Origin of the sequence: Kiloniella sp., assembly GCF_048270245.1 — a bacterium.
Lineage (GTDB): Bacteria > Pseudomonadota > Alphaproteobacteria > Kiloniellales > Kiloniellaceae > Kiloniella.
In genome coordinates, this window is record NZ_JBLWTH010000002.1 from 13389 (window position 1) to 38134 (window position 24746).

Annotated in this window: 30 protein-coding genes, 1 tRNA gene and 1 riboswitch; of the genes, 25 read left to right on the forward strand and 6 right to left on the reverse strand. The window is 43.1% G+C overall.

All coding sequences use genetic code 11. The annotated features are described in order from the left end of the window. Positions 1 to 184 precede the first annotated feature (184 nt). Both ACN0W5_RS05150 and ACN0W5_RS05155 read left to right on the forward strand, forming a co-directional pair. Positions 185 to 1120: a cation diffusion facilitator family transporter gene (locus ACN0W5_RS05150; RefSeq protein WP_417453136.1), complete on the forward strand. Its 936-nt coding sequence runs from the start codon at positions 185 to 187 to the stop codon at positions 1118 to 1120. Between the two features lie 192 nt (positions 1121 to 1312). Next, a complete protein-coding gene (locus ACN0W5_RS05155) occupies positions 1313 to 2779 on the forward strand; it encodes a malonyl-CoA decarboxylase (RefSeq protein ID WP_417453137.1) in 1467 nt (488 codons plus the stop codon). 86 nt (positions 2780 to 2865) lie between these two features. Here the strand turns inward: ACN0W5_RS05155 and ACN0W5_RS05160 are convergent, their stop codons facing one another. Beyond that, positions 2866 to 3204, reverse strand: a complete 339-nt coding sequence (locus ACN0W5_RS05160) for a TfoX/Sxy family protein (protein WP_417453138.1) — start codon at positions 3202 to 3204, stop codon at positions 2866 to 2868. Next, positions 3204 to 3794: a TetR/AcrR family transcriptional regulator gene (locus ACN0W5_RS05165; RefSeq protein ID WP_417453139.1), complete on the reverse strand. Its 591-nt coding sequence runs from the start codon at positions 3792 to 3794 to the stop codon at positions 3204 to 3206. Before ACN0W5_RS05165 ends, ACN0W5_RS05160 begins: the two co-directional genes overlap by 1 nt. Positions 3795 to 4035: 241 nt before the next feature. Here ACN0W5_RS05165 and ACN0W5_RS05170 point away from each other — a divergent pair, with 241 nt between their 5' ends. Beyond that, complete coding sequence (locus tag ACN0W5_RS05170; protein WP_417453140.1) at positions 4036 to 4509, forward strand: DUF805 domain-containing protein; 474 nt, start codon at positions 4036 to 4038, stop codon at positions 4507 to 4509. Between the two features lie 121 nt (positions 4510 to 4630). Here the strand turns inward: ACN0W5_RS05170 and ACN0W5_RS05175 are convergent, their stop codons facing one another. Both ACN0W5_RS05175 and hemB read right to left on the reverse strand, forming a co-directional pair. After that, positions 4631 to 5266, reverse strand: a complete 636-nt coding sequence (locus tag ACN0W5_RS05175; protein WP_417453141.1) for a peroxiredoxin — start codon at positions 5264 to 5266, stop codon at positions 4631 to 4633. A gap of 248 nt (positions 5267 to 5514) precedes the next feature. After that, positions 5515 to 6507 carry a porphobilinogen synthase gene (gene hemB, locus ACN0W5_RS05180; protein ID WP_417453142.1) on the reverse strand — a complete coding sequence of 331 codons (993 nt, stop codon included), beginning with the start codon at positions 6505 to 6507 and terminating at the stop codon, positions 5515 to 5517. Between the two features lie 233 nt (positions 6508 to 6740). Between hemB and ACN0W5_RS05185 the strand changes: the two genes are divergently transcribed. Beyond that, positions 6741 to 7094, forward strand: coding sequence for a 5'-nucleotidase C-terminal domain-containing protein (locus ACN0W5_RS05185; RefSeq protein WP_417453581.1), 354 nt, complete (start codon positions 6741 to 6743; stop codon positions 7092 to 7094). A gap of 75 nt (positions 7095 to 7169) precedes the next feature. Here the strand turns inward: ACN0W5_RS05185 and ACN0W5_RS05190 are convergent, their stop codons facing one another. Next, complete coding sequence (locus ACN0W5_RS05190; protein WP_417453143.1) at positions 7170 to 8468, reverse strand: O-acetylhomoserine aminocarboxypropyltransferase/cysteine synthase family protein; 1299 nt, start codon at positions 8466 to 8468, stop codon at positions 7170 to 7172. An 85-nt stretch (positions 8469 to 8553) separates the two neighbouring features. Further along, positions 8554 to 8627, reverse strand: a riboswitch (SAM riboswitch). A gap of 201 nt (positions 8628 to 8828) precedes the next feature. On the opposite strand from ACN0W5_RS05190, the gene ACN0W5_RS05195 reads away from it, so the two are divergent. The 13 genes from ACN0W5_RS05195 (at position 8829) to ACN0W5_RS05255 (ending at position 19328) form a co-directional block, all read left to right on the forward strand. Beyond that, the gene (locus ACN0W5_RS05195) at positions 8829 to 9293 is read left to right on the forward strand and encodes a MarR family winged helix-turn-helix transcriptional regulator (RefSeq protein WP_299377257.1); all 465 of its coding nucleotides are present in this window, start codon (positions 8829 to 8831) and stop codon (positions 9291 to 9293) included. 108 nt (positions 9294 to 9401) lie between these two features. Continuing rightward, positions 9402 to 9644, forward strand: a complete 243-nt coding sequence (locus tag ACN0W5_RS05200) for a DUF6898 family protein (RefSeq protein WP_417453144.1) — start codon at positions 9402 to 9404, stop codon at positions 9642 to 9644. 568 nt (positions 9645 to 10212) lie between these two features. Then, positions 10213 to 10647 (forward strand): ribose 5-phosphate isomerase B, encoded by a 435-nt coding sequence (gene rpiB / locus ACN0W5_RS05205; RefSeq protein WP_417453145.1) that lies wholly within the window; start codon positions 10213 to 10215, stop codon positions 10645 to 10647. Positions 10648 to 10677: 30 nt separating this feature from the next. After that, on the forward strand, positions 10678 to 11970 hold the full coding sequence (gene glyA / locus ACN0W5_RS05210) for a serine hydroxymethyltransferase (protein ID WP_417453146.1): 1293 nt from the start codon (positions 10678 to 10680) through the stop codon (positions 11968 to 11970). A 70-nt stretch (positions 11971 to 12040) separates the two neighbouring features. Beyond that, positions 12041 to 12526: a transcriptional regulator NrdR gene (gene nrdR / locus ACN0W5_RS05215; RefSeq protein ID WP_417453148.1), complete on the forward strand. Its 486-nt coding sequence runs from the start codon at positions 12041 to 12043 to the stop codon at positions 12524 to 12526. A gap of 57 nt (positions 12527 to 12583) precedes the next feature. Then, positions 12584 to 13699 (forward strand): bifunctional diaminohydroxyphosphoribosylaminopyrimidine deaminase/5-amino-6-(5-phosphoribosylamino)uracil reductase RibD, encoded by a 1116-nt coding sequence (gene ribD, locus ACN0W5_RS05220; protein ID WP_417453149.1) that lies wholly within the window; start codon positions 12584 to 12586, stop codon positions 13697 to 13699. Between the two features lie 34 nt (positions 13700 to 13733). Continuing rightward, the gene (locus ACN0W5_RS05225) at positions 13734 to 14348 is read left to right on the forward strand and encodes a riboflavin synthase (protein ID WP_417453150.1); all 615 of its coding nucleotides are present in this window, start codon (positions 13734 to 13736) and stop codon (positions 14346 to 14348) included. Further along, positions 14341 to 15483, forward strand: coding sequence for a 3,4-dihydroxy-2-butanone-4-phosphate synthase (ribB, locus tag ACN0W5_RS05230; protein ID WP_299377271.1), 1143 nt, complete (start codon positions 14341 to 14343; stop codon positions 15481 to 15483). Before ACN0W5_RS05225 ends, ribB begins: the two co-directional genes overlap by 8 nt. 53 nt (positions 15484 to 15536) lie before the next feature. Beyond that, entirely contained in the window at positions 15537 to 15983 is a 447-nt protein-coding gene (gene ribH / locus ACN0W5_RS05235; protein WP_417453151.1) for a 6,7-dimethyl-8-ribityllumazine synthase, read from the forward strand. A 12-nt stretch (positions 15984 to 15995) separates the two neighbouring features. Beyond that, positions 15996 to 16472 (forward strand): transcription antitermination factor NusB, encoded by a 477-nt coding sequence (gene nusB, locus ACN0W5_RS05240; protein WP_417433757.1) that lies wholly within the window; start codon positions 15996 to 15998, stop codon positions 16470 to 16472. 24 nt (positions 16473 to 16496) lie between these two features. After that, positions 16497 to 17483, forward strand: coding sequence for a thiamine-phosphate kinase (gene thiL / locus ACN0W5_RS05245; protein WP_417453152.1), 987 nt, complete (start codon positions 16497 to 16499; stop codon positions 17481 to 17483). A 93-nt stretch (positions 17484 to 17576) separates the two neighbouring features. After that, positions 17577 to 18029, forward strand: a complete 453-nt coding sequence (locus ACN0W5_RS05250) for a hypothetical protein (protein ID WP_417453153.1) — start codon at positions 17577 to 17579, stop codon at positions 18027 to 18029. Positions 18030 to 18122: 93 nt separating this feature from the next. After that, positions 18123 to 19328, forward strand: a complete 1206-nt coding sequence (locus tag ACN0W5_RS05255) for an MFS transporter (protein WP_417453154.1) — start codon at positions 18123 to 18125, stop codon at positions 19326 to 19328. Positions 19329 to 19333: 5 nt separating this feature from the next. Here the strand turns inward: ACN0W5_RS05255 and ACN0W5_RS05260 are convergent, their stop codons facing one another. Next, on the reverse strand, positions 19334 to 19795 hold the full coding sequence (locus tag ACN0W5_RS05260) for an outer membrane protein assembly factor BamE (protein WP_417453155.1): 462 nt from the start codon (positions 19793 to 19795) through the stop codon (positions 19334 to 19336). Between the two features lie 157 nt (positions 19796 to 19952). Between ACN0W5_RS05260 and ACN0W5_RS05265 the strand changes: the two genes are divergently transcribed. The 8 genes from ACN0W5_RS05265 (at position 19953) to ACN0W5_RS05300 (ending at position 24725) form a co-directional block, all read left to right on the forward strand. Further along, the gene (locus ACN0W5_RS05265) at positions 19953 to 20477 is read left to right on the forward strand and encodes a ubiquinol-cytochrome C chaperone family protein (RefSeq protein ID WP_417453156.1); all 525 of its coding nucleotides are present in this window, start codon (positions 19953 to 19955) and stop codon (positions 20475 to 20477) included. 160 nt (positions 20478 to 20637) lie between these two features. After that, a complete protein-coding gene (locus tag ACN0W5_RS05270; RefSeq protein WP_417453157.1) occupies positions 20638 to 21195 on the forward strand; it encodes a DUF177 domain-containing protein in 558 nt (185 codons plus the stop codon). 94 nt (positions 21196 to 21289) lie between these two features. Next, positions 21290 to 21469, forward strand: coding sequence for a 50S ribosomal protein L32 (gene rpmF, locus ACN0W5_RS05275; protein WP_417429641.1), 180 nt, complete (start codon positions 21290 to 21292; stop codon positions 21467 to 21469). A gap of 87 nt (positions 21470 to 21556) precedes the next feature. Continuing rightward, a complete protein-coding gene (plsX, locus tag ACN0W5_RS05280; RefSeq protein WP_299375491.1) occupies positions 21557 to 22603 on the forward strand; it encodes a phosphate acyltransferase PlsX in 1047 nt (348 codons plus the stop codon). After that, entirely contained in the window at positions 22600 to 23574 is a 975-nt protein-coding gene (locus ACN0W5_RS05285; RefSeq protein WP_417453158.1) for a beta-ketoacyl-ACP synthase III, read from the forward strand. Before plsX ends, ACN0W5_RS05285 begins: the two co-directional genes overlap by 4 nt. Positions 23575 to 23728: 154 nt before the next feature. Then, positions 23729 to 24025: an integration host factor subunit alpha gene (locus ACN0W5_RS05290; protein WP_046509138.1), complete on the forward strand. Its 297-nt coding sequence runs from the start codon at positions 23729 to 23731 to the stop codon at positions 24023 to 24025. A 75-nt stretch (positions 24026 to 24100) separates the two neighbouring features. Next, a complete protein-coding gene (locus ACN0W5_RS05295; RefSeq protein WP_417453159.1) occupies positions 24101 to 24550 on the forward strand; it encodes a MerR family transcriptional regulator in 450 nt (149 codons plus the stop codon). Between the two features lie 98 nt (positions 24551 to 24648). Next, positions 24649 to 24725, forward strand: a tRNA-Pro gene (locus ACN0W5_RS05300). The last annotated feature ends 21 nt before the right edge of the window (positions 24726 to 24746 follow it).

A 24746-nucleotide genomic window follows, 5' to 3' on the forward strand; every position in this document is an offset into this window, starting at 1 on the left:
ACGGCATACAAATAAAATCAGAGAGTAAAAATTAGAATGTCTAAGAAGGTGATTGAACCTTGTCACATGTTCCTTATTATGTCGCTTCTTATTTGATTTCTATTTCAAGACACGAACCAAATCAGATCAATGGGCCGATTGTAATAACGGACTTTGAACTTGTTCGTGATAAAGGGGAACAGGCATGGCCGGAAATTCATCCAAAATGGTCATCTTCGCAGCAATGGCCGGAAACGGCTTGATTGCAATAACAAAGGCAATTGCGGCTGCGTACACAGGCAGCTCTGCTATGTTCAGCGAAGCTATCCATTCAGCGGTAGATACTGGGAACCAAGGGTTGTTGCTTTACGGTTTGCATCGTGCAAAACGCTCTCCGGATCAAAGACACCCCTATGGGTATGGTCGCGAATTATATTTCTGGGCTTTTGTTGTTGCCTTATTGGTTTTTGCGATTGGTTCAGGTGTTTCCATATACGAAGGTATCCATAAAATTATGGATCCAGAACCTATTCAAAACCCTATGGTTAACTTTGTTGTGCTCGGCGCCGCGCTCGTTTTTGAGGGTGCTGCCTGGTATATTGCCTTCAAAGAATTTAAAAACTCCGTAAAGGGAAGTAATTATTTTGCGGCTGTTGCAGCAAGTAAAGATCCGTCAATTTTTGCGGTCTTGTTAGAAGATTCTGCTGCTATGCTAGGGTTGATGGTAGCATTGATTGGACTTGGCCTAGGCTTGTGGTTGGATATTCCTGAACTCGATGGTGTTGCGTCAGTCGTTATTGGTATTTTACTTGCTACCATCGCGTGGGTTTTGGCCTACGAGACAAAAGGACTTTTAATCGGTGAAGGTGCTGACCCGGAAATTGAAAGATCAATCCGACGCATTATCGCCCATCATCCAGAAGTGCTTAGAACCAACGAAATCCTTTCACTACAAAATGGTCCCATGGATATTCTGGTTACTCTGTCGCTTGACTTTAAGGATGATATTTCATCGCAGGAAGTAGAAGCCGTTATTTCCAAAATGGAACGGCAAATCAGAACCACACATGCCGATGTCAGAAAGGTCTTCATCGAAGCACAGAGCTGGCGGGCACACAATCGAGCTGCGAACAGCAACTAACACAATAAAAAAGTTCCCGTTCCATACTTTCTTCGAGCTAATTTAAGGCAATCATAGTTTTGCTGCTATTAAGTTGTATTGCTCTAACAATGGGCTTTAAAAGTTGGTAGAAAGCTTTTGTATTGATCTTGAATATATCAGGATCATCATCAAGTGTGATTTAGCACATTCTGATCTTTAAGGGTATTAATGATGGCGAACGAAAATCTGGCAACTGTAAGTACTTTATCACAGCTATCCGGCGCATGGCGGGATATCGCCCAGACGGCCGCGCGCAGCGTTGGACTTTCTAGTTCTGATTCGTCCGTTAAGACAAAAAACATCAAAAAAATGATGGATGAATGCCTGAACGGACCAGGAGGCGATGTATCGGCCAGAATGCGAACAGCGGATCTTGGACGAACTTATCTGGACCTTGATCTTGATGGAAAACGTGTCTTTCTGAAAACGCTTGCTGAGGATTTTTGTGCCAATGATGATCTGATTAAATCAACCATTAATGAGTATCAAACAGCAAAAAACGAAGCTGAACGTATTATCGCAGCCTATCATCTAAGACAGGCTTCTGCCCCTGATCGATTAAAGCTATTAATGCAATTCAATGCCTTACCAAATGGCGTGAAGTTTCTGGTTGATATCCGTGATGATCTTTTAAAGATAAAAGGTAAAGACCCTTATCTCAACGCTTTGGATCGTGATCTACAACAACTTTTGAATTCTTGGTTCGATACAGGCTTTCTCGATCTGGTTGAAATGAACTGGCATACATCTGCCGCTCTTTTAGAGAAACTGATCGCGTATGAAGCAGTACATGAAATAGATTCCTGGGAAGACCTTCGAAATCGTCTGGATTCAGACCGTCGTTGTTACGCGCTTTTTCATCCCCGTATGCCCGATGAACCACTTGCTTTTGTCGAGGTTGCGTTGGTCAAGGGCTTGGCAAAAAATGTTCAAGCGCTATTAGACGTTGAAGCGCCACTTGGGAACCCACGAAATGCAGACACGGCTATTTTCTATTCCATAACCAATACACAAACGGGATTACGTGGTATATCCTTTGGTGAGCATCTGATCAAACAGGTTGTGCAGCACCTATCTCATGAAATGCCGTGGATAAAAACCTACGCGACCTTGTCTCCTGTTCCAGGGTTCAGGGCTTGGCTTGCCGATCTGGATGCAAGTTTCTACGAAGACGCCGTCACAAGCGATGAAATGGAGCGTTTAAAGGCAAAGACAGGGGCAGATGTAGCCAAGACCGCTGTTTTTCTCTGTTTTCAAGACCAAAACTGGTATGAAGATAAAGAACTCAGCGAGCTATTACGCGGTCCGCTCAGCCGTTTGTGCGTCGCTTATTTCCATGAAAAAGATCATAAAGGCCGCGCACTGGATCCTGTGGCACGATTCCACCTTAAAAACGGTGCGCAGCTAAACCAGATCAACTGGTTGGGTGATACATCTGAAAAAGGAATATCGCAAGCAAGCGGTATTATGGTCAACTACCGATATGATCTGGCTGATATCGAGAAGAACCACGAAAGGTTTATGAACGACGGCTCTGTTGTTATGAGCTCACAAGTACGGAGCTATCTAAAGCAACTCGGTGGTGAGTTAGGTACAGAAAGTACTTTTGCAAAGTTAAAGCGTACGATTGCCGGATAAAGTACGAGATCTAAATTTTAAGAAAAGGTGAGGGGCCGCTATTTAAAACCTGGCCCTTTAGAACCTAACGTCTTAATCGTAGCTCCTTATAACGTAGCTTTGATGGCGCATTTTGCCCACGTCCTTAATGCGTCAATATCATCCAGAATGTCGGCAGGGACTTCGTAATATTTTTTGACCTGTACCCGACCATTTTTTCTTAAATAGCTAAAAGGCTCTGATCTATAATTCAGGTATTCAGAAAGGCTGTCCGGACTGCCCCTGAAATACAGCCTGTTTTTTATGATCATACAGAACGGCTTGTTTTGGTATTTGATTGACTTGCCAACAAAGAACCGCGCTATTTTCAAGTTACCTAACGGTTCAAGTTGTTCCAGAATATACCGAGAGAAGTTATTCTTATGATCATCAGGCTCTTGCAGCATTAAGACGCTCTCCCCAAAATCATATCCACTTCATCATTGATGATCTGCTCTATTTCTTTGCGCCGTAGTCCCGCCCGAACCAAAACGAGAATACCCTGGTAAAAAATGAGCAGACGTGTAGCTGCTTGTTGAGGGGAAGGGTGTTTTGATATTTTCCCTTTTTCGGTACAACGAATAATCTGTCTTTTGAACGCAGCTTCTAAAAGGGAAAATCCAGTATCTAGTTCTTGCGTTATATGTCTGCGTCTGTTGTTAAATTCGACTGCCGTGTTGGTTAATAAACATCCATTTTCCTGACCACCAAGCTCATTAAGCAATGAATGGAAAAGATCTTTTAAACCCGCAAGCGGATCATCCGCCTGATCCAAAAATCTGCTGATCCTATTTCGCACAACGTTATTGTTGTAATAACCAATCGCTATGTCAAAAAGAGCTTCCTTGCCGCCAAAAGAATTATAAAGGCTTCCCGATGTTAAACCCGTTGCCTTTTCAAGGTCTTTAACCGTGGTTGCTTCATACCCTTTTTCACGAAAGATATTTGCCACTTTCGCAAGGGTCTCTTTTTCATTAAATGATAAATTTCGGCCCATTTAATTTCCATAAAATTTTAGATTGGTTGTTTTAAAATGAATATTCTAAAATAATAAGAATTTCAAGTTAAATATATTTTCTAATGATAACAGTGTACTAACTAAAATATGTCGCGTGACTTAAAAAATATTATGTAAAAAATAGACGCACCAAAAGGATACAATTTTAACTATTATTTGTTGATAATTAATCCCTGTTTAGTAGAGTTGTCGTAGGTGCCAACTAAATTGAGCTATGTTAATGCTAGGAATTTTTGCCATTATTTCCGTAATCATTTTACCGCCGACAATTCTTTATGTCAGCAGTGATGAAAAGGTTCTTGGACGAGTTACCTATATTTTTAGAATGCTATTTCTATCCCTTTTTCTTTGGGCATTCCTGATTATGAGTTTTACAAATATCATCCCCCTTGAAGATATTATTTCAGCACTTCAAGATCCTATCGAGGACATAGAAATTCAGGGTGGCTGGACTATTCTTTCGGTTATCCTTACCACTTTTTGTGCGCAAATGTGCTGGATGGCACATCGTTTAAATCATATTGGCTGGTCCAAATGGCTGGCATTATTAATTGCCGTACCCGGCGTGAATATCATCTTGGGTTTGTTGCTCGTGGCAATGCCGGGAAAAACAATACACAGTAAAATACAGGCCGACAGTTATTCCGACCTCATAGATAGATCAACAGAATCAGATTATGCTTCCCGCCTTTGAGGTAAAGGAACTATCAATATTCAAAAGAAAATTGTTACGTGTTTTTTATTAATTTGAAAAATCATAAAAAAGCCCGGCAAGATTACCGGGCTTTCTCATTATACATATAAAGCTATTATGCTTATTTATTTGGTTGTGGTGTTACACGCAGATAAGGTTTGTGTGCCACCCAACCTTTCGGGAAACGTTCTTTCGCATCTTCGTCGCTCAGGGCTGGAACGATGATCACATCATCACCGTCTTTCCAGTTAACTGGCGTTGCTACTTTGTAACCATCGGTCAACTGCAATGAGTCGATAACACGCAGGATTTCATCAAAGTTACGTCCGGTGCTAGCCGGGTAGGTAATGATCAAACGTACTTTTTTTGACGGATCAATGACGAAAACAGAACGAACAGTCAGCGTATCGTTCGCATTTGGGTGGATCATGTCGTAAAGATTAGACACTTTGCGATCCGCATCAGCCAAAAGCGGGAAGTTAAACTGATGACCCTGAGTTTCTTCGATATCGCCAACCCATTGTGTGTGATCAGAAAGCGGGTCAACACTCAGGCCAAGAACCTTTACGTTACGCTTGTCAAATTCTGGCTTGAGCTTTCCGACATAGCCAAGTTCTGTTGTACAAACAGGCGTAAAATCTTTTGGGTGAGAGAAAAGAACAGCCCAGCTATCGCCAACAAAGTCATAAAAATCAATTGTACCTTCGGTAGAATCTTGTGAGAAATCAGGTGCTGTATCGCCGAGACGTAAAGTCATTGCAGCCTCCATTGAGGTGTCATAAGGAACGGAAAGAAATCCGCTTTCGAGAAAAGTATGAAAACTTGAAAAAGTTCTCAGAAAAGAAAAGTGATCTTACCCTGAAAATATAGTGATTGGTAGTAAATATCCAACCCATTAAAAATCAATATTTTTATGTAATATTTCCATAAGAAACGTGCAGCACGTCAAAAGAAAAAGACCTGATCCAAAAATCAGGCCTTTGATCAAATTTATCGTGTACCCTGTTATTTAAGTAGCCGAGCGGCATCCAGTGCGAAATATGTCAGGACCGCATCGGTTCCGGCCCGTTTAAAGGCCATCAGGCTTTCCATCATAACTGCATCATGATCAAGCCAGCCGTTGGCAGATGCAGCCTTAATCATCGCATATTCGCCGCTGACCTGATAGGCCATGGTTGGCACACCAAAGGTATCTTTAATCCGCTGAATAATATCCAGATAGGCAATACCAGGCTTAACCATAACCATATCTGCCCCTTGTTGAAGGTCGTTTTCAACAAGTCGTAAGGCTTCTTCGCTGTTGGCCGGGTCCATTTGATAGGTCTTTTTATCGCCTTTTAAAGCACCCTTTGCGCCGACGGCATCCCGGAAGGGGCCATAAAAACCACTGGCATACTTGGCGCTGTAAGACATGATCTTTGTATAGGTATAGCCTGCGTCGTCCAATGTATCACGGATTGCCCCGATACGACCGTCCATCATATCTGACGGCCCAACATAGTCACATCCGGCTTCGGCCTGAACCAAAGCCTGGCGACACAGAATTTCAACGGACTCGTCATTTAGAATAACACCGTCCTTAACAATACCATCATGCCCCAATGAGTTATAGGGATCCAAGGCAACATCACCGATCAGAGCGATTTCCTGGTAATGCTTTCTGATTGATCTTGTTGCCTGACAGATCAGATTGTCCGGGTTATATGCCTCGCGACAATCTTCTGTTTTTGTCGCAGGGTTATTATAGGGGAAAAGCGCAATTGCTGGAATGCCCAGCTCGACAGCATCGGCAATGGCATCAATCAAACAATCAGGGCCGTATCTTTTAACGCCCGGCATTGATGGTACATCCGTGGTGCCGTTGTCTTCTTGAAGAAACACAGGCCAAATAAAGTCATCAACAGACAGGCGGTTTTCAGCAACCATACGGCGCGTCCAGTCATCCGTACGAATACGGCGCGGTCTAACGACAAGATCCTGCCTAAAGGTCTTATTCAATTGTTTTCTCCTGATGAGATTCGTTTTTTGCTACCTTCTACCGAAGCTCTCGAAATTGCAAGTATTCGGCTTGAAGATCGATAGGGCAGATCGTCGCAAACCCTTAAAAATCAAGAAACTAATTCTTAAAGATAAATCAAAATCCCCCTTAGCATTACCCTCGAAGACTCTTTGGTGCTGTAAATTTTGTTTCATCCAGCTGTCACTTTTATGTCCTTGGAAAAACCAATCGCATCATTGATATGACTTATCAGGGTAAACCATTGGATATGGATGCTCAGTTTGTTGTGGTAACCAATAACTATCGTGCTCATGGGGGCGGGTACTTCCCGGCACTGGATGGTTCAACAGTCATTATTCAAGCACCTGATGAGAATAGAACAGTTCTGGCAAACTACATATTTGACCAAAAGAAAATTGATCCGAGCGCTGATAAAAACTGGGGTTTTGCACCAATCAAAGAGGCGGTAAATGTCGTCTTTGAAACAACGCCTGCTGCAAAAGGTATTTTGAGTAGCAAAGACATCATCAGCTACGTCGGTGAAGGCAAAGATGGTTTTGGTAAATATCAGATTTCTTTTAAATAAAGACTGATATAGAAACAAAAAAAGGGAGCGTCTGTACTAGATGCTCCCTTTTTATAACGTAAAAATCTTAGCAAACTAGTTGCCAGAAGCCTCTAGCGCTTGGCTAAGGTCTGCGAGGATATCATCGATATGCTCAATCCCAATAGACAAGCGCACATAGCTTTCAGAAATACCGGTAAGGGCCTGTTCTTCGGCTGTGAGCTGTGAATGTGTTGTCGTCGCCGGATGGATCGCAAGGCTGCGGGCATCCCCAATATTAGCAACGTGGTAAAACATTTTCAGGCTATCAATAAACTTGCGGCCAGCTTCTTTACCGCCTTTAAGCTCGAAACCGAGGAGGGCACCATGACCGCCTTTCAGGTATTTATCTGCCCGATCACGTTCTGTACCGCTCGCCTGACTAGGATGAATAACCGTCTCAACAGATGAATGTTTGCTTAGGAATTCAGCAACAGCCCTTGCGTTTTTACAGTGTTCGCGCATACGCAGCGGAAGTGTTTCCATTCCTTGGATAAACTGGAAAGCGTTCATTGGTGACATAGCTGAACCAAGATCGCGAAGCAGAACAACACGAGCACGAATGATGTAGGCAATTGGACCGAGTGGTTTAACGGCTTCTGTCCAGACAGCCCCATGATAGCTGGGATCAGGTTGGGTCAAAAGCGGGAACCGATCTGCATTGGCTTCCCAATCGAAATTACCACCGTCAACAATCATGCCGCCAATAGACGTTCCGTGGCCACCAATGTATTTGGTCGTGGAGTAAACAACAACATGAGCACCATGTTCAATCGGGCGACAAAGAATTGGTGCTGCTGTATTATCCATAATCAGAGGCACACCAACCTCATTACCTATGTCAGCGACTTCTTTTATCGGGAAGACCCGTAGGCGAGGGTTGGGAAGTGTCTCTGCGTAATAGGCTTTGGTGTTTTCATCCGTTGCGCGGCGGAAATTTTCAGGATCAGTCGGATCAACAAACCGAACTTCAATGCCCATATTCGGTAGTGTATTTGCAAAAAGGTTATATGTGCCGCCATAGAGTTCAGTAGAGCTGACAATGTTATCGCCAGCTTTTGCAACGTTTTGAATAGCCAACGTACTTGCGGCCTGACCAGAACTGACGGCAAGTGATGCTGCACCACCTTCCAAGGCTGTAATACGTTCTTCTAGAACAGCAGTTGTCGGGTTCATAATCCGTGTATAGATGTTCCCAAACTCTTTCAGAGCAAAAAGATTGGCGGCATGTTCAGCGCTATCAAACTGATAGGATGTTGTTTGATAGATAGGCACGGCAACAGCACCTGTTTGCGGGTCACTTCTGTAACCCGAATGAAGAACCAGAGTTTCAGGATTTTTTGTGTCAATTGTCATAGCTTCACCCGTTTATAATTTTCCCATCAAGGGACTTTCGATTTGGAGGTACAATAAGCGGGTAAATGCGGTATCTTAAATTCTAACGGGTTTCCCCTCGATTTAGCTGCATTTTTTAAGCGCCCGCAAGCTGAGCTCCAAATCAGCGCTAATTAATGCTATGTATCCTACGTTTACAAGACAACCAGAGCAAGAAAGAATTACTCTTAATTACATAGTAAAAATGGAAAATACTCTTTTGGATCAATGATTTTATATCTATTTTCTTTATAAATTAGATTCCGGTTAATCCGCCGTTAACGCCTGTTGCATAAAATACCATCAAATTTCATTAAAGTTTATGGTTATTGTGAGGACATCGTGAAGGCTGCTTATCTGCAAACAATATCTTTGGTTGAACGCTTGCACCGCCAGTGTTTGGAGGTGGTGAAGGCTGAATTAGATCGCCGCGGCATTCGGGACCTGAATAATATTCAAGCTCTGATCCTCTATAACATAGGGGCAGAAGAACTTTCTGTCGGGGAACTGACCCATCGTGGATATTATTTAGGATCGAACGTTTCTTATAATGTAAAAAAAATGGTCGAAAACGGTTACCTCATTCAAGAGCGCTCGCCACATGACCGTAGATCATTTCATGTCAGGGCATCAGACACTGGGCTAGAGATTTTCAATTCTATTTCCACTCTTTTTGATGCCCATGCTGAACAAATAAGTGGCGGTGTCGTTACTGATGAAGATTTAAAAGTGACGACGGCCACTCTTCATCGTCTTCAGCTTTTCTGGTCTTCACCTATGCCAATGGGTGGCGGTGTTAATCCATAGGCATAATCGAATGACAAGTTACAAGTAGTATCTTTGAAAAGGATATTATTTCTGTTACTTTTAGGTCTCTGTATTAACAGAGACCTTTTTTATTGTTGGTTTGATTTGATGAGTACAGCTGATCAGGGAATTATAGTAGAGTTTTCAAGAATGGGTTCTTACGTAAAGGTAAGTGCCTTTCACGAAGCAACCATGACCGAAGTATCAATTGTTGGTGACCCCAAAGAAACAGAGCAAAAGCTAAAACAAATCGTCATAAAAAAGCTAAGCTATGTTTTGAATAAAAAAAAGACAGATAAATCTGTTCAGCAAAAAACGGTAAAAGACCATAGAGGTGGAATTATCGTTTAAAATTGAGAAACTAAGCTCTCTAAATCAAATTTTCATCGCACAACAAACAAGCAAAAATGAAATCAGAAGTATTCTGAGCTTTTGGTACCCCGCATTATTCTTCTTTTTGCCTGCGACATAATAGCGCATAATTTTTATCAGGTTTTAAAAGAATGAGACAATTCAAACACTTATTTTCTCTCAATATATTTTATACACATCTTGTATTCTGGTATAAGAGAGTAAATTCAAAGAGATAGCAGCCTAAGAACAAAAGCAAATCGCTTAATATCTTATGCCAATAAGTTGTCTTGGTACAATAATGCCGCAGATGTTCTATAAAATGTACGTAAATTGTCTAGCATGAGACAAAAGAATCACATTATAACCTTTAACCTGTTTAAAGGCCTGATAAAGCGAAAAAGATAAGCCTCAAATTCTGGGAACATATAAGAACTCATTACATAATGATTAAACAAAAAAATCAGTTCTGGATGAGGTCTTTAACCTGTCGTTGTCTTTCGAGAACACAACAGGTGTGCTATGTGATCAATTCGCTTTATCGGGAAAACAAAAAAAGTACGGACAAATGAGCAAAACTACCATTGCCTTGGCTGCTGACCATGCAGGTTATGAACTAAAGGACTTGTTAAAAAAGGACGTCGAAGCCCTGGGCTTTGACGTGCTTGATCTGGGCACAAACGGCCCGGATCGTGTTGACTATCCGGACTTTGGTTCTGCATTGGCACAAGCGATTATAAATGGTGAGGCACAAACAGGTATTCTTGTCTGCGGTTCAGGTATCGGCATTTCCATTGCCGCTAATCGACATGCAGGTATTCGTGCAGCTCTTTGTCACGACGAAACATTGGCTCGTCTATCGCGTGAGCATAACGATGCCAACGTTCTGGTTCTAGGGGCCAGAACAACCGGTATTGAGGTCGCAAAAGCTTGCCTTAAAACCTTTTTGAACACTGAGTTTGCCGGTGGGCGCCATCAAGGTCGCATCGAAAAACTTGGATAATAATCACCTTTACCAGAGAGTGAAGTTGTCATGAGCTTAGATACAACCACCTTCTTTAATGCACCTTTGGCGCAAACTGATCCTGAAATTGCTTCTGCAATTAACAAAGAATTGGCCCGCCAACAAAATCAGATCGAACTTATCGCATCTGAAAATATCGTTTCCCTGTCTACGATGCAGGCACTGGGAACTGTTCTAACAAACAAATATGCCGAAGGTTATCCAAATCGTCGTTATTACGGTGGTTGTGAATACGTTGACATTGTCGAAGAATTAGCAATCAACCGTGCCAAAGAACTTTTCGATTGTGCATATGTTAACGTACAGCCTCACTCTGGCGCACAGGCAAACCAGTGCGTAACTCTCGCGTTGATTAAGCCTGGCGATACAATCATGGGGCTGGATCTGGCTTCTGGTGGTCACCTGACCCACGGATCACGCCCGAACCTTTCCGGTAAATGGTTCAATGCTGTTAGTTACGGTGTGGATAAAGAAACACACCAGCTAAATTATGATGAAATTCGTGATCTGGCTGTTGAACACAAACCAAAGCTGATTATTGCTGGTGGCTCCGCATATCCGCGCGTACTTGATTTTGCAAAGTTCCGTGCAATTGCAGACGAAGTAGGGGCTTACCTACACGTTGATATGGCACACTTTGCAGGTTTGGTTGCCGCAGGCATTCACCCAAGTCCTATGGAACACGCACATGTTGTGACGACAACAACACATAAGACACTACGTGCTGGTCGTGGCGGTATGGTTCTTTCCAACGATCTAGATATCGGAAAGAAAATCAATTCCGCCGCATTCCCTGGTCTTCAGGGTGGCCCGTTGATGCATTGTATTGCCTCCAAAGCTGTTGCATTGAAAGAAGCGCTGGATCCTGATTTCAAAATTTATGCGAAACAGGTTGTCAGCAATGCAAAAACACTTGCAGCAACACTTGTTGAAAACGGTTTTGCAATTACAACGGGCGGTACAGATACCCACCTGATGCTGGTTGATCTACGACCAAAAGGCCTGACAGGTAACATTGCAGAAGAAAGCCTAGACCGTGCCGGTTTGACCTGTAATAAAAATGGCATTCCGTTCGATCCAGAAAAGCCAATGGTAACTTCCGGTATCCGTTTGGGGACGCCGGCAGGTACAACACGTGGCTTTAAAGACGCTGAATTCAAGAAAATTGGTGAACTTATCACTAAAGTTCTTGATGGACTTGCTGCAAACCGCGAAGATAACTCCAAAATCGAAGCGGAAGTTCGCAGCGAAGTCGAAGCACTTTGCCGTGAATTCCCAATCTACCAAGATTTGGAAATCTAAGGTTTTATCCGGGTTATGATTTCCAAATCGTCATAACTCGGATCCCCTTAGGGGGAAACTGTGAGGGAATATGCGCTGCCCGTTTTGCAGTAGTGAAGATACTCAAGTCAAAGACTCGAGACCAACAGAAGATCACACAGCGATCCGCAGGCGCCGTCAGTGTGCAAGCTGTGGCGCTCGGTTTACAACATTTGAACGTGTTCAGTTACGTGAGCTGATTGTTGTAAAAGGGAATGGACAGCGCGAACCCTTTGATCGGGAAAAAATCGCTCGGTCAATGAATATTGCACTCCAAAAACGTGATGTTGACAGAGACCGTGTTGAACGCGTTGTCAGTGGCATCGTCCGTCGTCTGGAATCCTCTGGTGAAAGCGAGATTGCGACAGATCTAATTGGCGAACTCGTCATGGATGCGTTGGCAACACTTGATCAAGTTGGTTATGTCAGATTTGCGTCTGTTTACAGAGATTTCAAAGAAGTAAGAGATTTTGAAGAGTTCGTTGGTAAACTAGGCGACGACCTCGATATTTTAGGCCGAGACCCGTCCGATCAATAGTTTTTTCATTTTATCTGAATTACAAAATATCGTCTCAAACAGTTATAGAAACGTGTGATGTCCGCAGAACAGCATGATGTTGACCTCCAACATATGGATGCCGCCTTGTCTTTGGCCGCGCGGGGATTAGGTACGACCAGTCCCAATCCATCCGTCGGGTGTGTCATTGTCAAGGATGGACGGGTTATTGGCAGAGGGCGAACACAACCCGGTGGGCGCCCGCACGCTGAACCCGTTGCTTTAGCCGAAGCGGGAACATCATCTCAAGGGGCAACAGCCTATGTGACCCTTGAACCTTGCTCTCATCACGGAAAAACACCACCTTGCTGTGATGCTTTAATCGCCGCGGGAATAAGCCGTTGTGTTGTTGCTATGGAAGATAACGATGCACGCGTTCAAGGCCGAGGCTTACAAGCTTTAAAAGATGCCGGGATTAAGGTTGACGTCGGCGTACGACAACACGAGGCAGAGGAATTAAACGCTGGATTTTTCACAAGAATTCGACACGGACGCCCGCTTGTTACTCTTAAGGTTGCAACCACATTGGATGGTCGTATCGCGACAAAGTCCGGGCAAAGTAAATGGGTTACTGGCGAAGCTGCTCGCCGAGCAGGACATATGCTCAGAGTAAGAAACGATGCCATTCTTGTCGGCAGTGGAACTGCGGTTATAGATAACCCTCGGCTGGATGTTAGGATACCAGGCCTGACACATCAGTCTCCTAAACGTGTTGTTATGGATGGCAGGCTCAGGTTGCCTTTGACGCATGATCTTGTCGCAAGGGCAAAAGAGCATGAAACGATACTGATGACTTTTCGGGAAAACGATACATCGCGTTTGAGTGCGTATAGAGATGCTGGTGTAAAAGTTTGCCTCATTGATAAAGATAAAGATGGATACATCAGCCCGATCGCAGTTTTGAAAGAGCTTGGAGCACAAGGCATTACAAGACTTCTGGTCGAAGGTGGAAGCCATATAATCGGATCACTTTTCAAAGCGGATCTTATTGATCGTATCATCTGGTTTCGCGCCTCAAAGATAATTGGGGGCGATGGTTTGGGGGTAACAACTGGTTTTGGGCTAGAGGAACTATCCTTGGCACCAAAGTTCACATTATCCAATGTTGCCAAGCTGGGTGATGATATGGTCGAAAGCTATCGACGTGATTTTTAATTTTGTTATCAAATGCATAAGAAAAGGCATTTAGATGTTTACGGGTATCATCACAGATCTTGGGTCTGTTCAATCAATTTTAAATAACGGCGACAAACGCTTCGTATTTAATACTGCCTTTGATATGGACACGGTCGATATCGGTGCTTCGATTGCTTGCTCGGGCGTTTGCCTGACCGTTGTTGAGAAGGGGCAGGGGTGGTTTAGCGCTGATGTTTCGGCTGAAACACTGTCAAAAACTACTTTAGGGATATGGACAAAGGGGACACCAGTTAACTTTGAACGGGCATTGCGTATGGGCGATGAGCTTGGTGGTCATTTGGTTTCTGGGCATGTTGATGGCGTTGCATCTGTTGTCAGCATTGTACCGGACGGAGATTCCAAACGGTTTACTTTTGAAGCGCCAGAAGAACTTGCTAAATTTATTGCGCCCAAAGGCTCAATCGTTCTGGATGGTGTATCCCTTACCGTCAACGAAGTTAACGGAAATCAGTTCGGCGTGAATATCATTCCACATACCGCAGAGATGACAACCCTTGGTCAATGGCAGGTCGGAAGTTTTAAAGTCGGGGGTTGTAAGGTTAATCTAGAGATTGATCTACTCGCCCGCTACGTTGGACAGCTACTGGAAAGGCAAAACAATGGCTAATTCGTCTTCTAATGGCGCAAAATCTTTTAGTGATATCCTGTCCCCACCAGAGGAGATCATCGAAGAAGCAAGAAATGGCCATATGTTTATTCTGGTTGATGATGAAAATCGCGAAAATGAGGGCGATCTGGTTATTCCTGCTCAGATGGCGACCCCCGAAGCCATTAATTTTATGGCAAAATATGGCAGAGGCCTTATATGTCTGGCGCTTTGTAAGGAACGTGTAGAAGAGCTTGGCCTGACGCTTATGGCGCAAAAAAACGGCACTAGGCATGAAACTGCTTTTACCGTGTCTATCGAAGCCAAAGAAGGCGTAACAACAGGTATTTCGGCCCCCGATAGAGCCCGGACGATTTCTGTTGCTACTGATCCGTCCGCTTCCCCTGATGACATTGTAACGCCAGGGCACGTTTTTCCCCTTGTTGCCAGGGATGGTGGCGTTCTCGTTAGAACGGGACATACCGAGGCTGCTGTTGATATTTCTCGTTTGGCCGGTTTAAACCCTTCTGGCGTAATTTGTGAAATTATGAACGACGACGGCACAATGGCACGTCGTGATGACCTCATAGAATTTGCACAAACACACAAGCTCAAAATCGCAACTATTGCAGATTTGATCGCATATCGACGGAAAAATGATCACTTAATAGAAAAAACACTCGAAGATAAATTGCATTCAAAAATTGCTGGCGAATTCAATTTGGCTGTCTATGTCAACAACACAACTTATGCCGAGCACATCGCCTTATGGAAAGGTGATATTTCAACAGATGCGCCCTTGCTTGTCAGAATGCATGCTTTAAATATACTTGATGATGTTCTAATAGATACCCAAAGCGGGAAAGCAGACGATCTTCATAATTCGATGAAGATGATCGATCAAGAAGGACGCGGCGTTATTGTCCTTATCAGAGAACCATCCCCAAGAAGTCTTTCTGACGCAATTAAAACAAGACTTGGAGAGCCCGTCGAAATCAACCATGATCTAAGAGATTATGGTGTCGGAGCTCAAATTTTACTTGATTTGGGTGTTCAAAAGATGATTCTTCTCACAAATGCAGAGAAAAACATCGTTGGGCTTGACGGATACGGGCTTTCTGTAGTTGAACAGCGTCCAATAGTTGAGACGACCTAATCTATCGAATTGGATTAGGCGCCAGACAGTATGGATTTATTAGGTAGCAAAGAATGACTGACAAACCCCACGTTCTGATTGTTGAAGCACGTTTCTATAGCGCTATTGCTGATGAGATGAAAAGTGCGGCTATTGCTGAACTTGAAAAAGACGGCTGCAGTTACGAAGTTGTTGCCGTTGCAGGTGCTTTTGAACTGCCTGCTGCAATTAAATTTGCATCTCAGCGCAAAGATGGTCGTCAATTTGACGGTTATGTAGCACTTGGTTGTGTTATCCGCGGTGAAACAAGCCATTACGATTATGTTTGTGTGGAAAGTGCAAGAAAGCTTCAGGATCTGGCCGTTGATAGCAATATGGCGATTGGCTATGGTGTATTGACAGTTGAAAACGAAGCACAGGCTTGGGCACGAGCAAGAGCTACTGAAAAAAACAAAGGTGGCGCAGTAACACGGGCTTGCCTTGATATGATCGCATTAAAACGCCAGTACGGTGTTGCATAAGGAATTATGACCGTGACTGAGGACAATTCTAAAGCGCCAACTGCAAGCCTGAAAAAAAGTATGGCTCGCCTTGCCTTGATACAAGCGCTTTTCCAGATAGAGTTCAACCAAGGTAGTTCCAAGACTGTATTGGATGAGTTCCTGAACATGCGTAGAGATGAAGAAGTCGACGGACTGAACATTGCTGCCATGGACCAGAAGTTATTTATTGAGCTATACAAAGGTATCTGTCAGGAACGGGAACTTCTTGATGATATGCTGGTCTCTGTTCTTGATAAGTCGTGGCCCATCCACAGGCTGGACCCATTGTTAAGATTGGTGATGGTTGCTGGCGCTTATGAAATTCAACAACGTGCAGAAACACCCGCAAAAGTGATTATTTCTGAATATGTTGATGTCGCTCATGCGTTTCTTGGTGATAAAGAAACAGCGATGGTAAATGGTGTCCTTGACCGTCTGGCTCATAGCTTGCGCAAAGACGAGTTTTAATACAATTCAGACAGGATTTTCTAAGTGGACAAAACAGAATTTGATCTAATCAAAAGCTATTTTGCGCCGCTTACTGCGGGTTATCCTGAAGCCTATAACCTTACAAATGATGCTGCACTGATTAGCGAAGATCCTGATCGATCTTCAGTTGTTACGATGGATACTCTTGTCGAGAGTGTTCATTTTTTATCAACTGACCCTGCTGAAGGTATCGCGCGCAAAGCGCTACGGGTAAACCTTTCTGACTTAGCTGCCATGGGCGCCAAACCAAAAGGTTACACACTTTCAATCTCTTACAGTGCATCACTTGCAAGTGATTGGGTGAGCTCGTTCACTCAGGGCCTGGCAGACGATCAGAAAAATTTTGGATGCCACCTGATTGGCGGCGACACGGTTTCAACGCCAGGGCCATTGACGATTTCTCTTACTTGTTTTGGTTCTGTCCCGCGCGGTAAATGCTTACACCGAACGACTGCTGAAGAGGGGGATGATATCTGGGTAAGTGGCACTATTGGAGATTCTGCTGCTGGTTTGAAGCTCCTTAAAGGGGAGATTAATACAAAAAACTCTGCGGCAAAATCTTTTTTAATAGACAGATATAGAGTTCCTCAACCAAGAATCCCTTTGGGCATTGCCTTGTTAGAACAAGACATCAGTAAAACTGCCCTTGATGTATCCGATGGACTTCTTGCCGATGTCAAACACATTGCAGATGGTTCACATCTTCAAGCTAGCATAACCGCCTCAAAAATACCTTTGTCTAATCCCTTTAGAGATATGTACCAAGGTATCACAGATCCTGAAATTCATCTGGCGGCTTCAGGCGGTGATGATTACGAACTATTGTTCACAGCATCACATAGCAACAAAGGAAAAGTTATTGAATTATCAGAAAATTTAAATATTCCAGTTACACGAATAGGCGTTTTGACTAAAGGACGAGGTGTCTTGTTATTAGATAGAGATAATAAGAGCATGCCTGTCAGCGAATATGGCTGGAAACATTTTTAGTATTTAATTCATTTGATTGAATATTCTTTGTTTAATTTAAACTAAACCTTATTATTACTATTACATCTGAAGACATTTCACTATGGTGGTTAAATGAAAAAAATTATCATACTCATTGCAATAATCTTGCTGCTTGGGGGCGGTGGGTTTGCCGGGTGGTGGTTTTTTTTGAAAGCACCAGATAGTGAAGAAGAAGTTGTCGAAGAAATTCCTGAAATCCCATCTGCTTTTCTCGAATTTTCGCCAACCGTAATTCACCTTATCAAAGAAGGTGTTGTGACGCATCATGTTACAGTAAAAATCACGTTAGAAGTCGCAGAAGGTCCTGACCTTATTAATGCTGAACGCTGGCAAATTCGGCTACAAAACGATTTTATGACAGAACTTCATTCCCTTTATTATTACAGATACTTCACTCAAGATGGGTATGTGAACGATAAAATTACCAAACGTCTGATCAATGTTGCCGATAAAGTTTTGGGCGAGGGAGCTGTACGTAATGTTGAGCTTCTCATCGAAGGTATCACAAAACCTTCAAACAGTTAGAGTTAACAATTCATTATGACAAAACTAATTCCCCTTGGAATTAGATACCAGTCCTGTGTATGGTTGCTTACAATCAAGTAGAGATACCCATACATGCCGAACGACCCCACTAAATCCAACGTCATTTTTCTTGCCATTTGCCAAGCTCTGGGAATGAGCTGTAGTTCTATGCTTATTTCCATGAGTGCTCTTGTTGGAACGACGCTTGCCGACGATAAGTCTTATGGCACACTGCCTTTATCACTCCAGTTTTTAAGCATGATGATATGTGCATTACCCATTTCATATTTTATGAAACATTACGGACGTCGGGCAGGCTTTAGTCTTGGGGCTATTTGTGGTGCTCTATCAGGTTTTTTCTCTGCTCAGGCCGTTCTGGAAAATAATTTTGAGCTTTTTTGTTTAAGCTCATTTCTTTTTGGGGCTTTCACATCAACGGTCGCTTATTATCGCTTCGCAGCTGCAGATACCGCTACAGAAGTTTTTAAAAACAAAGCTATTTCCCTCGTTATGGCAGGCGGTGTTATATCCGCATTTGCAGGTCCTGAATTGGCAAAGTGGTCAAAAGACCTAGAGTATTTTGGCCCAATATTATTTGTAGGAAGCTTTTATGCGATCACCGCCCTTTGTTTCGTAACATTATTGATCGTACAGTTTTTGAATATCCCCAAACTCGCAGTACATGAGCTAAAATCAAGTGGTAGGTCTATTTTAGAAATAGCTCGACAACCCGTTTTTTTTGTCGCGGTACTTAGCGGTATTGTTAGCTATGCATGTATGAATCTTATAATGAGCATAACACCGGCAGCGATGATTGCCTGTGCCCACCCCTTTGATGCAGCCGCCTTTGTTATCCAATGGCACGTATTTGGTATGTATGCGCCATCCTTCTTTACAGGGTCTATTATTAACCGGTTTGGTTTAGTCAAGGTCCAGATAGCAGGGGTTACTCTAATTGCGATGGCCGCAGCTATCAATTTGACTGGTGTAGAGGTTGAAAATTTCTGGTTTGGACTGGTTACGTTAGGTCTTGGTTGGAATTTTCTTTATGTCGGGGGCAGTGCCATGCTAACTGAATCATACAGGCCAGAGGAAAAAGCCAAAGTTCAAGCCTTTAACGAGCTTTTAGTTTTCGGGGTTGTCGCAACAACAGCCTTCAGCTCTGGTTTTGTTTTTGATAAATTCGGCTGGACAGCAGTTAACACGCTGGCATTCATTCCAGTGGGTATTTTTATTGCTGTCCATTTGATATATCGACACCCGTTAAGGCGCAGATTTTCTTCTCCGAAGGCTATCTAGCTAAATTAGTTATCGCCGCCACCTGGTGTGAATTTACCAAGGTTACCAAGAAGCTGCTGAATAATTGTCAAATCCTGTCCCTCTGTTGGTGTTATCCGTGTGACAGGGTCAATGATACGTCCGTCTTCCAGTGCAAACTGTTGTGATTCTTCTAATTTTCCATCCTCAGAAAATTTAACGACAAGTATGCTACGCTCAAGAACAACAGGGTCATAAAAGGCTGTTTTTTCAACTCTTTCGCCAACGTAGTACCAAACCTGATCTTTAAATGTCGAGAGGGTAGATGGTGAGCCTAATAATTCAGCAACATCACGACGACTGGATACACCGGTTTCAAGTTTGCTGACCTCTTCCGGGTCGGGATAGTTTCCTCTTACATTAACACGGCTTTCACAAGCACTTAGTGCAAAAGGGATAAGCATTGCAGCCAAAAGCATTTTGGCTTTAGAGGAAACTTTATGAGACATAATCGTATTCTGACCTTATTGATCTAAATATGAGCGAATGGCTATTTAACATAAAAGATGTTTTTGCTAAACCATACGCGTTACACAGGCACTATACTCGTCTATATACTTTTTTCGAGTCATAAATCCAAGCTGATTATATCAAGGGGTTCAGTTGTTGTTCAGGAAGCTTTTTCGTCGCGATCACGAATCTGATGCGGTGCATGATCTATATGCAAACCTCATGTCACAAGCGCGTAAGAAAGAATTTTACGAAAGCTATTCTGTACCGGATAGCCTAGATGGGCGCTTTGATATGATTACGTTACATATGTTTCTGGTGCTGCACCGATTAAAGGATGACAAAGAGGTAACAGAAACCTTTTCGCAAAAGCTTTTTGATTTAATGTTCTATGATATGGACCTCAGCCTGAGAGAAATGGGTGTTGGGGATGTCGGCGTTGGAAAGCGTGTAAAGGCTATGTTACAGGGATTTTACGGCCGTCTGGCAGCCTACGAAGAAGCATTACCTCTCGGGGAGGAAGTCCTGGAAAATGCGCTTGAACGTAACCTTTACGGCACGACAGATGCCGACAAAGAATCGCTGCAATACATTCGAAAGTATGTGATCCAACAAATCGAACATCTAAAAGGGCAAGAAATCGCAAAGTTGATGTCAGGCAAGATTACCTTTTGTCCCTAAAGTCTAGTATAGCAGCGTTGCAATAAAATAATTTGACCGATAATTTTACGGCCCTTATTGTGCGCAATCTTGAATTTAAGTGTAATATTAGCTTGTTATCTGCTTAAGAAAACACTTAATCATAGATAATATCGTTTGAAATATAATCAGGAGTTCAGCAATGGAAACGCCGTGCGAAAGTGAATTTTCGCGTCGCTATCCCGTTGATAAAGTTCAAGCACGCTCACAGGTTTTAAATATAAAAGCGAAACCAGAAGAGTGTGAGGCTGTGGCAAAGAGATTTGATTTAATTGAATTAAAATCACTTTCCGCAATACTCGAACTCAATCCCAAAGGGAAGGGATCATTGCTTGAGGTAAAAGGCCAATTGAAAGCGAACGTCACACAATCCTGCATTTTGTCTGCAGAACCTGTGATGGCGAAGATCAATGAACCTTTTGAGATTCTCTATAGTTTTGAAACTAACCGAGAGACAGCAGACGAAATTCTGATTGATATTGATGCGGAAGATCCGCCTGAAATGGCCGATCCAAAAGGAATTGATTTTGGAGAGGCTATTGTTCAGCAACTGGCTGTTATGTTAGACCCTTATCCGAAAGTACCTAATTCTACTTGGGATGGCGATTCTGTGGACGAAGCGCCAGATGAAGAAGAAATGCAGGAAGCAGCTAAAACGAGCCCGTTTTCTGTACTGAAAAACCTGCAAATTAAAAAGTAGGGTATATTTACCTTAGTTAGGGCTTGCCGTAAGCGAAGTTATTCGTTAATAAGCGGCGAGTTTTTTATTAAAGCTGAATGCGAGAGTTAGAGCAATGGCTGTTCCAAAGAGTAAGATTAGTAATTCCCGTCGTGGTCAACGTCGGTCACATGATGCGCTTCCTTCAAGCGTTTCACAAGAATGCCCAAACTGTGGTGAGCTAAAACGCCCACACCATGTTTGTGCTTCATGCGGCACTTATGATGGCCGTGATGTAGCAGAAGCTGAAGCCTAAGGCTTGTCAAAATAGTCTTTTGTGATAGGCCGATCATTATGATGGTCGGCCTTTCTTTTATGGATCAATTTGACAAGCGGGAAACCAGTGAGCGGTAGCATAACCATAGCCTTAGATGCAATGGGAGGTGATGACGCACCGGATATCGTAGTACATGGAGCTGAAATAGCTTCACAAAGATATCCTAACGTTAGATTTCTCATGTTCGGTCGAGAGCAAGAGGTTATGCCTCTGCTCGACAAAACGACCAAATTAAAAGACGTCGTTGAGTTTATTCATACAGAGGACAAAGTTCTCAGTGATGATAAACCTGCTGTGGCCTTACGCTCTGGGCGTAAGTCATCAATGCGTCTTGCCATAAATGCAGTACAGGATGGCCGTGCGGATGGTGTTGTTTCCGCCGGGAATACTGGCGCTCTAATGGCTATGTCAAAGTTTGTCCTCAAAACCCTTCCTGGTGTCGATCGTCCTGCGATTGCCTCTTTCTTTCCAACATTGCGCGGGGAATCCCTGATGTTGGATCTAGGGGCTAACCTTAGCTGTGATGCTGATAATCTTGTCGATTTTGCTGTTATGGGAAATGCCTTTGCCCGCTGTGTCCTGGGTGTACAGGAACCTTCGGTTGGTATTCTGAATGTCGGATCCGAAGATGTGAAAGGGCACGAATACCTGCAAGTTGCGAGCTCAATGCTTCGAAAAGCAGACCTGCCTGGTGATTTCATTGGCTTTGTAGAAGGCGATGATATCGGCAAAGGAACCGTGGATGTTATTGTCACAGATGGTTTCACCGGAAACGTTGCCTTGAAGACTGCTGAAGGCACCGCAAAACTTATCTCTGAATTCTTTAGACAGACCTTCAAAAGTAGTATGCTAGCCAGCCTAGGATATCTTTTGGCAAGTTCTGCGCTTACTAAATTAAAAAAACGTGTTGACCCTCGCCTGTATAATGGGGCTATCTTTCTTGGTCTTAACGGTATCGCCGTTAAAAGCCATGGTGGAACAGATGCTATCGGGTTTGCAAATGCAATAGGCGTTGCTGTTGATATGCGTGATCAGGATATTGTCACCAAAATTCGTGAAGATTTCGATTCGCTGACACGCGAACCGATAAATGAGCAGGCTGGGTTTGAATGATAGTACGTGCAAAGATCAAAGGCTGTGGCTCTTATTTACCAGAACGTATTCTGACAAATGATCAGTTAGCCGAACGTGTTGATACATCAGACGAATGGATTCAACAGCGCACAGGCATCAAACATAGGTATATTGCCGGAGAAAACGAATTAACTTCTGATTTGGCAACAAAGGCTGCTCTTGCAGCTTTAGAGCATGCAAATATTGATGTTTCAGAAGTTGACCTTATCGTTTGTGCGACCGCAACTCCAGATGAGACCTTCCCAGCTACAGCAACAGTTGTTCAAAAGAACCTAGGGATAACCAGAGGCGCTGCCTTTGATTTACAAGCCGTTTGCAGCGGTTTTGTCTATGGCCTATCGGTTGTTGATAGTTTAATCCAAACTGGACAAGCAAAGACAGCATTGCTAATTGGCGCAGAAACCTTTTCCCGTATTCTCGACTGGGAAGATCGTTCTACATGTGTTCTTTTTGGCGATGGGGCAGGTGCAATTGTGCTTCAGGCCGAAGAAGGTAATGGAGATACGAACGACAGTGGCATATTAAGTTCGCACATTTATGCTGATGGGCGTTGTCATGATGCTCTTTATGTAGATGGTGGACCATCTTCAACCGGAACAGCGGGCTTCCTTCGTATGGAGGGAAAAGAGGTGTTCCGACAAGCTGTCACAAGAATGCCAGAAGCAATTGATGCCGCGCTTAAAAAGTCAAATTTAGGTCCGGAAGATATTGATTGGCTCGTTCCACATCAAGCAAATATCCGTATTATTGAAGCCATGGGAAAAAAATTAAAACTTCCCAAGGAGCGAGTTGTCATAACTGTTGATAAACATGCAAACACCTCGGCTGCTTCTATTCCTTTGGCATTGACCGAAGCCGTTTATGACGGTCGAATTAAACGCGGTGATATGATCATGATGGCAGCAATGGGCGGTGGTTTTACGTGGGGATCTGCGCTGATACGTTGGTAACGTAAACGTATCTGAAAAGATGTCATGCAACACCGTTATGAGATAAAACTTGTAATTTCCTGAAAAGTTTAGCAAAATCGCTTTGTGTATCATCTGAATTACTGGTTTTTCCGGTAAATTCACATAACGATAACAAGGGGAGTGGAACTTCATTATGAGCACTACAGTCACTCGTGCTGATCTCAGTGAAGCCGTATATCAAGAAGTTGGCCTGTCCAGAAATGAGTCTGCAGATTTGGTAGAATCTGTTTTGAATGAAATTTCTGACACCTTAATCAAAGGTGATTCGGTTAAAATATCGTCTTTTGGTAGTTTCGCCGTTCGTGAGAAAGGTGAACGTATTGGACGTAACCCAAAAACCGGGGAAGAAGTTCCAATTTTACCACGCAGAGTTCTAGTATTTCGAGCTTCTCATGTTTTGAAAAATAAAATAAATACGTCTCTTTCTTAAAGTATCGTATTATTTTATCGGAACGTATCAGTAACAAACTGATAAAATCTAAAAAAGCAGGAGTTTAATCTGCAAATGTCTGCTGCGGAAACCTCTAATAAATCTGCGGCTGCGTTCCGGACGATTAGCGAAGTATCTGGTGACTTGAATGTACCACAGCATGTGCTGAGGTTCTGGGAAACAAAGTTCCCTCAGGTCAAACCTTTGAAACGCGCGGGACGCAGACGTTATTATCGCCCGGAAGACCTAAAAATACTTCGTCAGATAAGAGACCTTCTCTACAAAGACGGGTATACCATTAAGGGTGTTCAAAAACTTTTTAAAGAGGGTGCATTTAAACCCCAAAAAACGGTTGATGAACAAAAATCTGATCCAAAAAAAGAAATTACAGCAAAAGATTCCTCCCAAAACGTACAAAGCAAAGAAGAGCAAAAAAGCATAACAGAGCAGTTTGTTGGTCTCTCTCTGGATCATCAAAAAGAAATTCTGGATGAGCTAAAATCTATTCGGGCTTTGCTTGACTAAAATGTCACTTTTTTCTCTCAACAGCATTGCTTTGCACTTATAGCGAATGTATATAGTGCCCAGAAATATTTAAGTACGACACTTAAACTTTTTTCTATCGGAGTATAGCGCAGTCTGGTAGCGCACTTGGCTGGGGGCCAAGGGGTCGCAGGTTCGAATCCTGCTACTCCGACCAACCGAAACCTCTGCCCCTTTT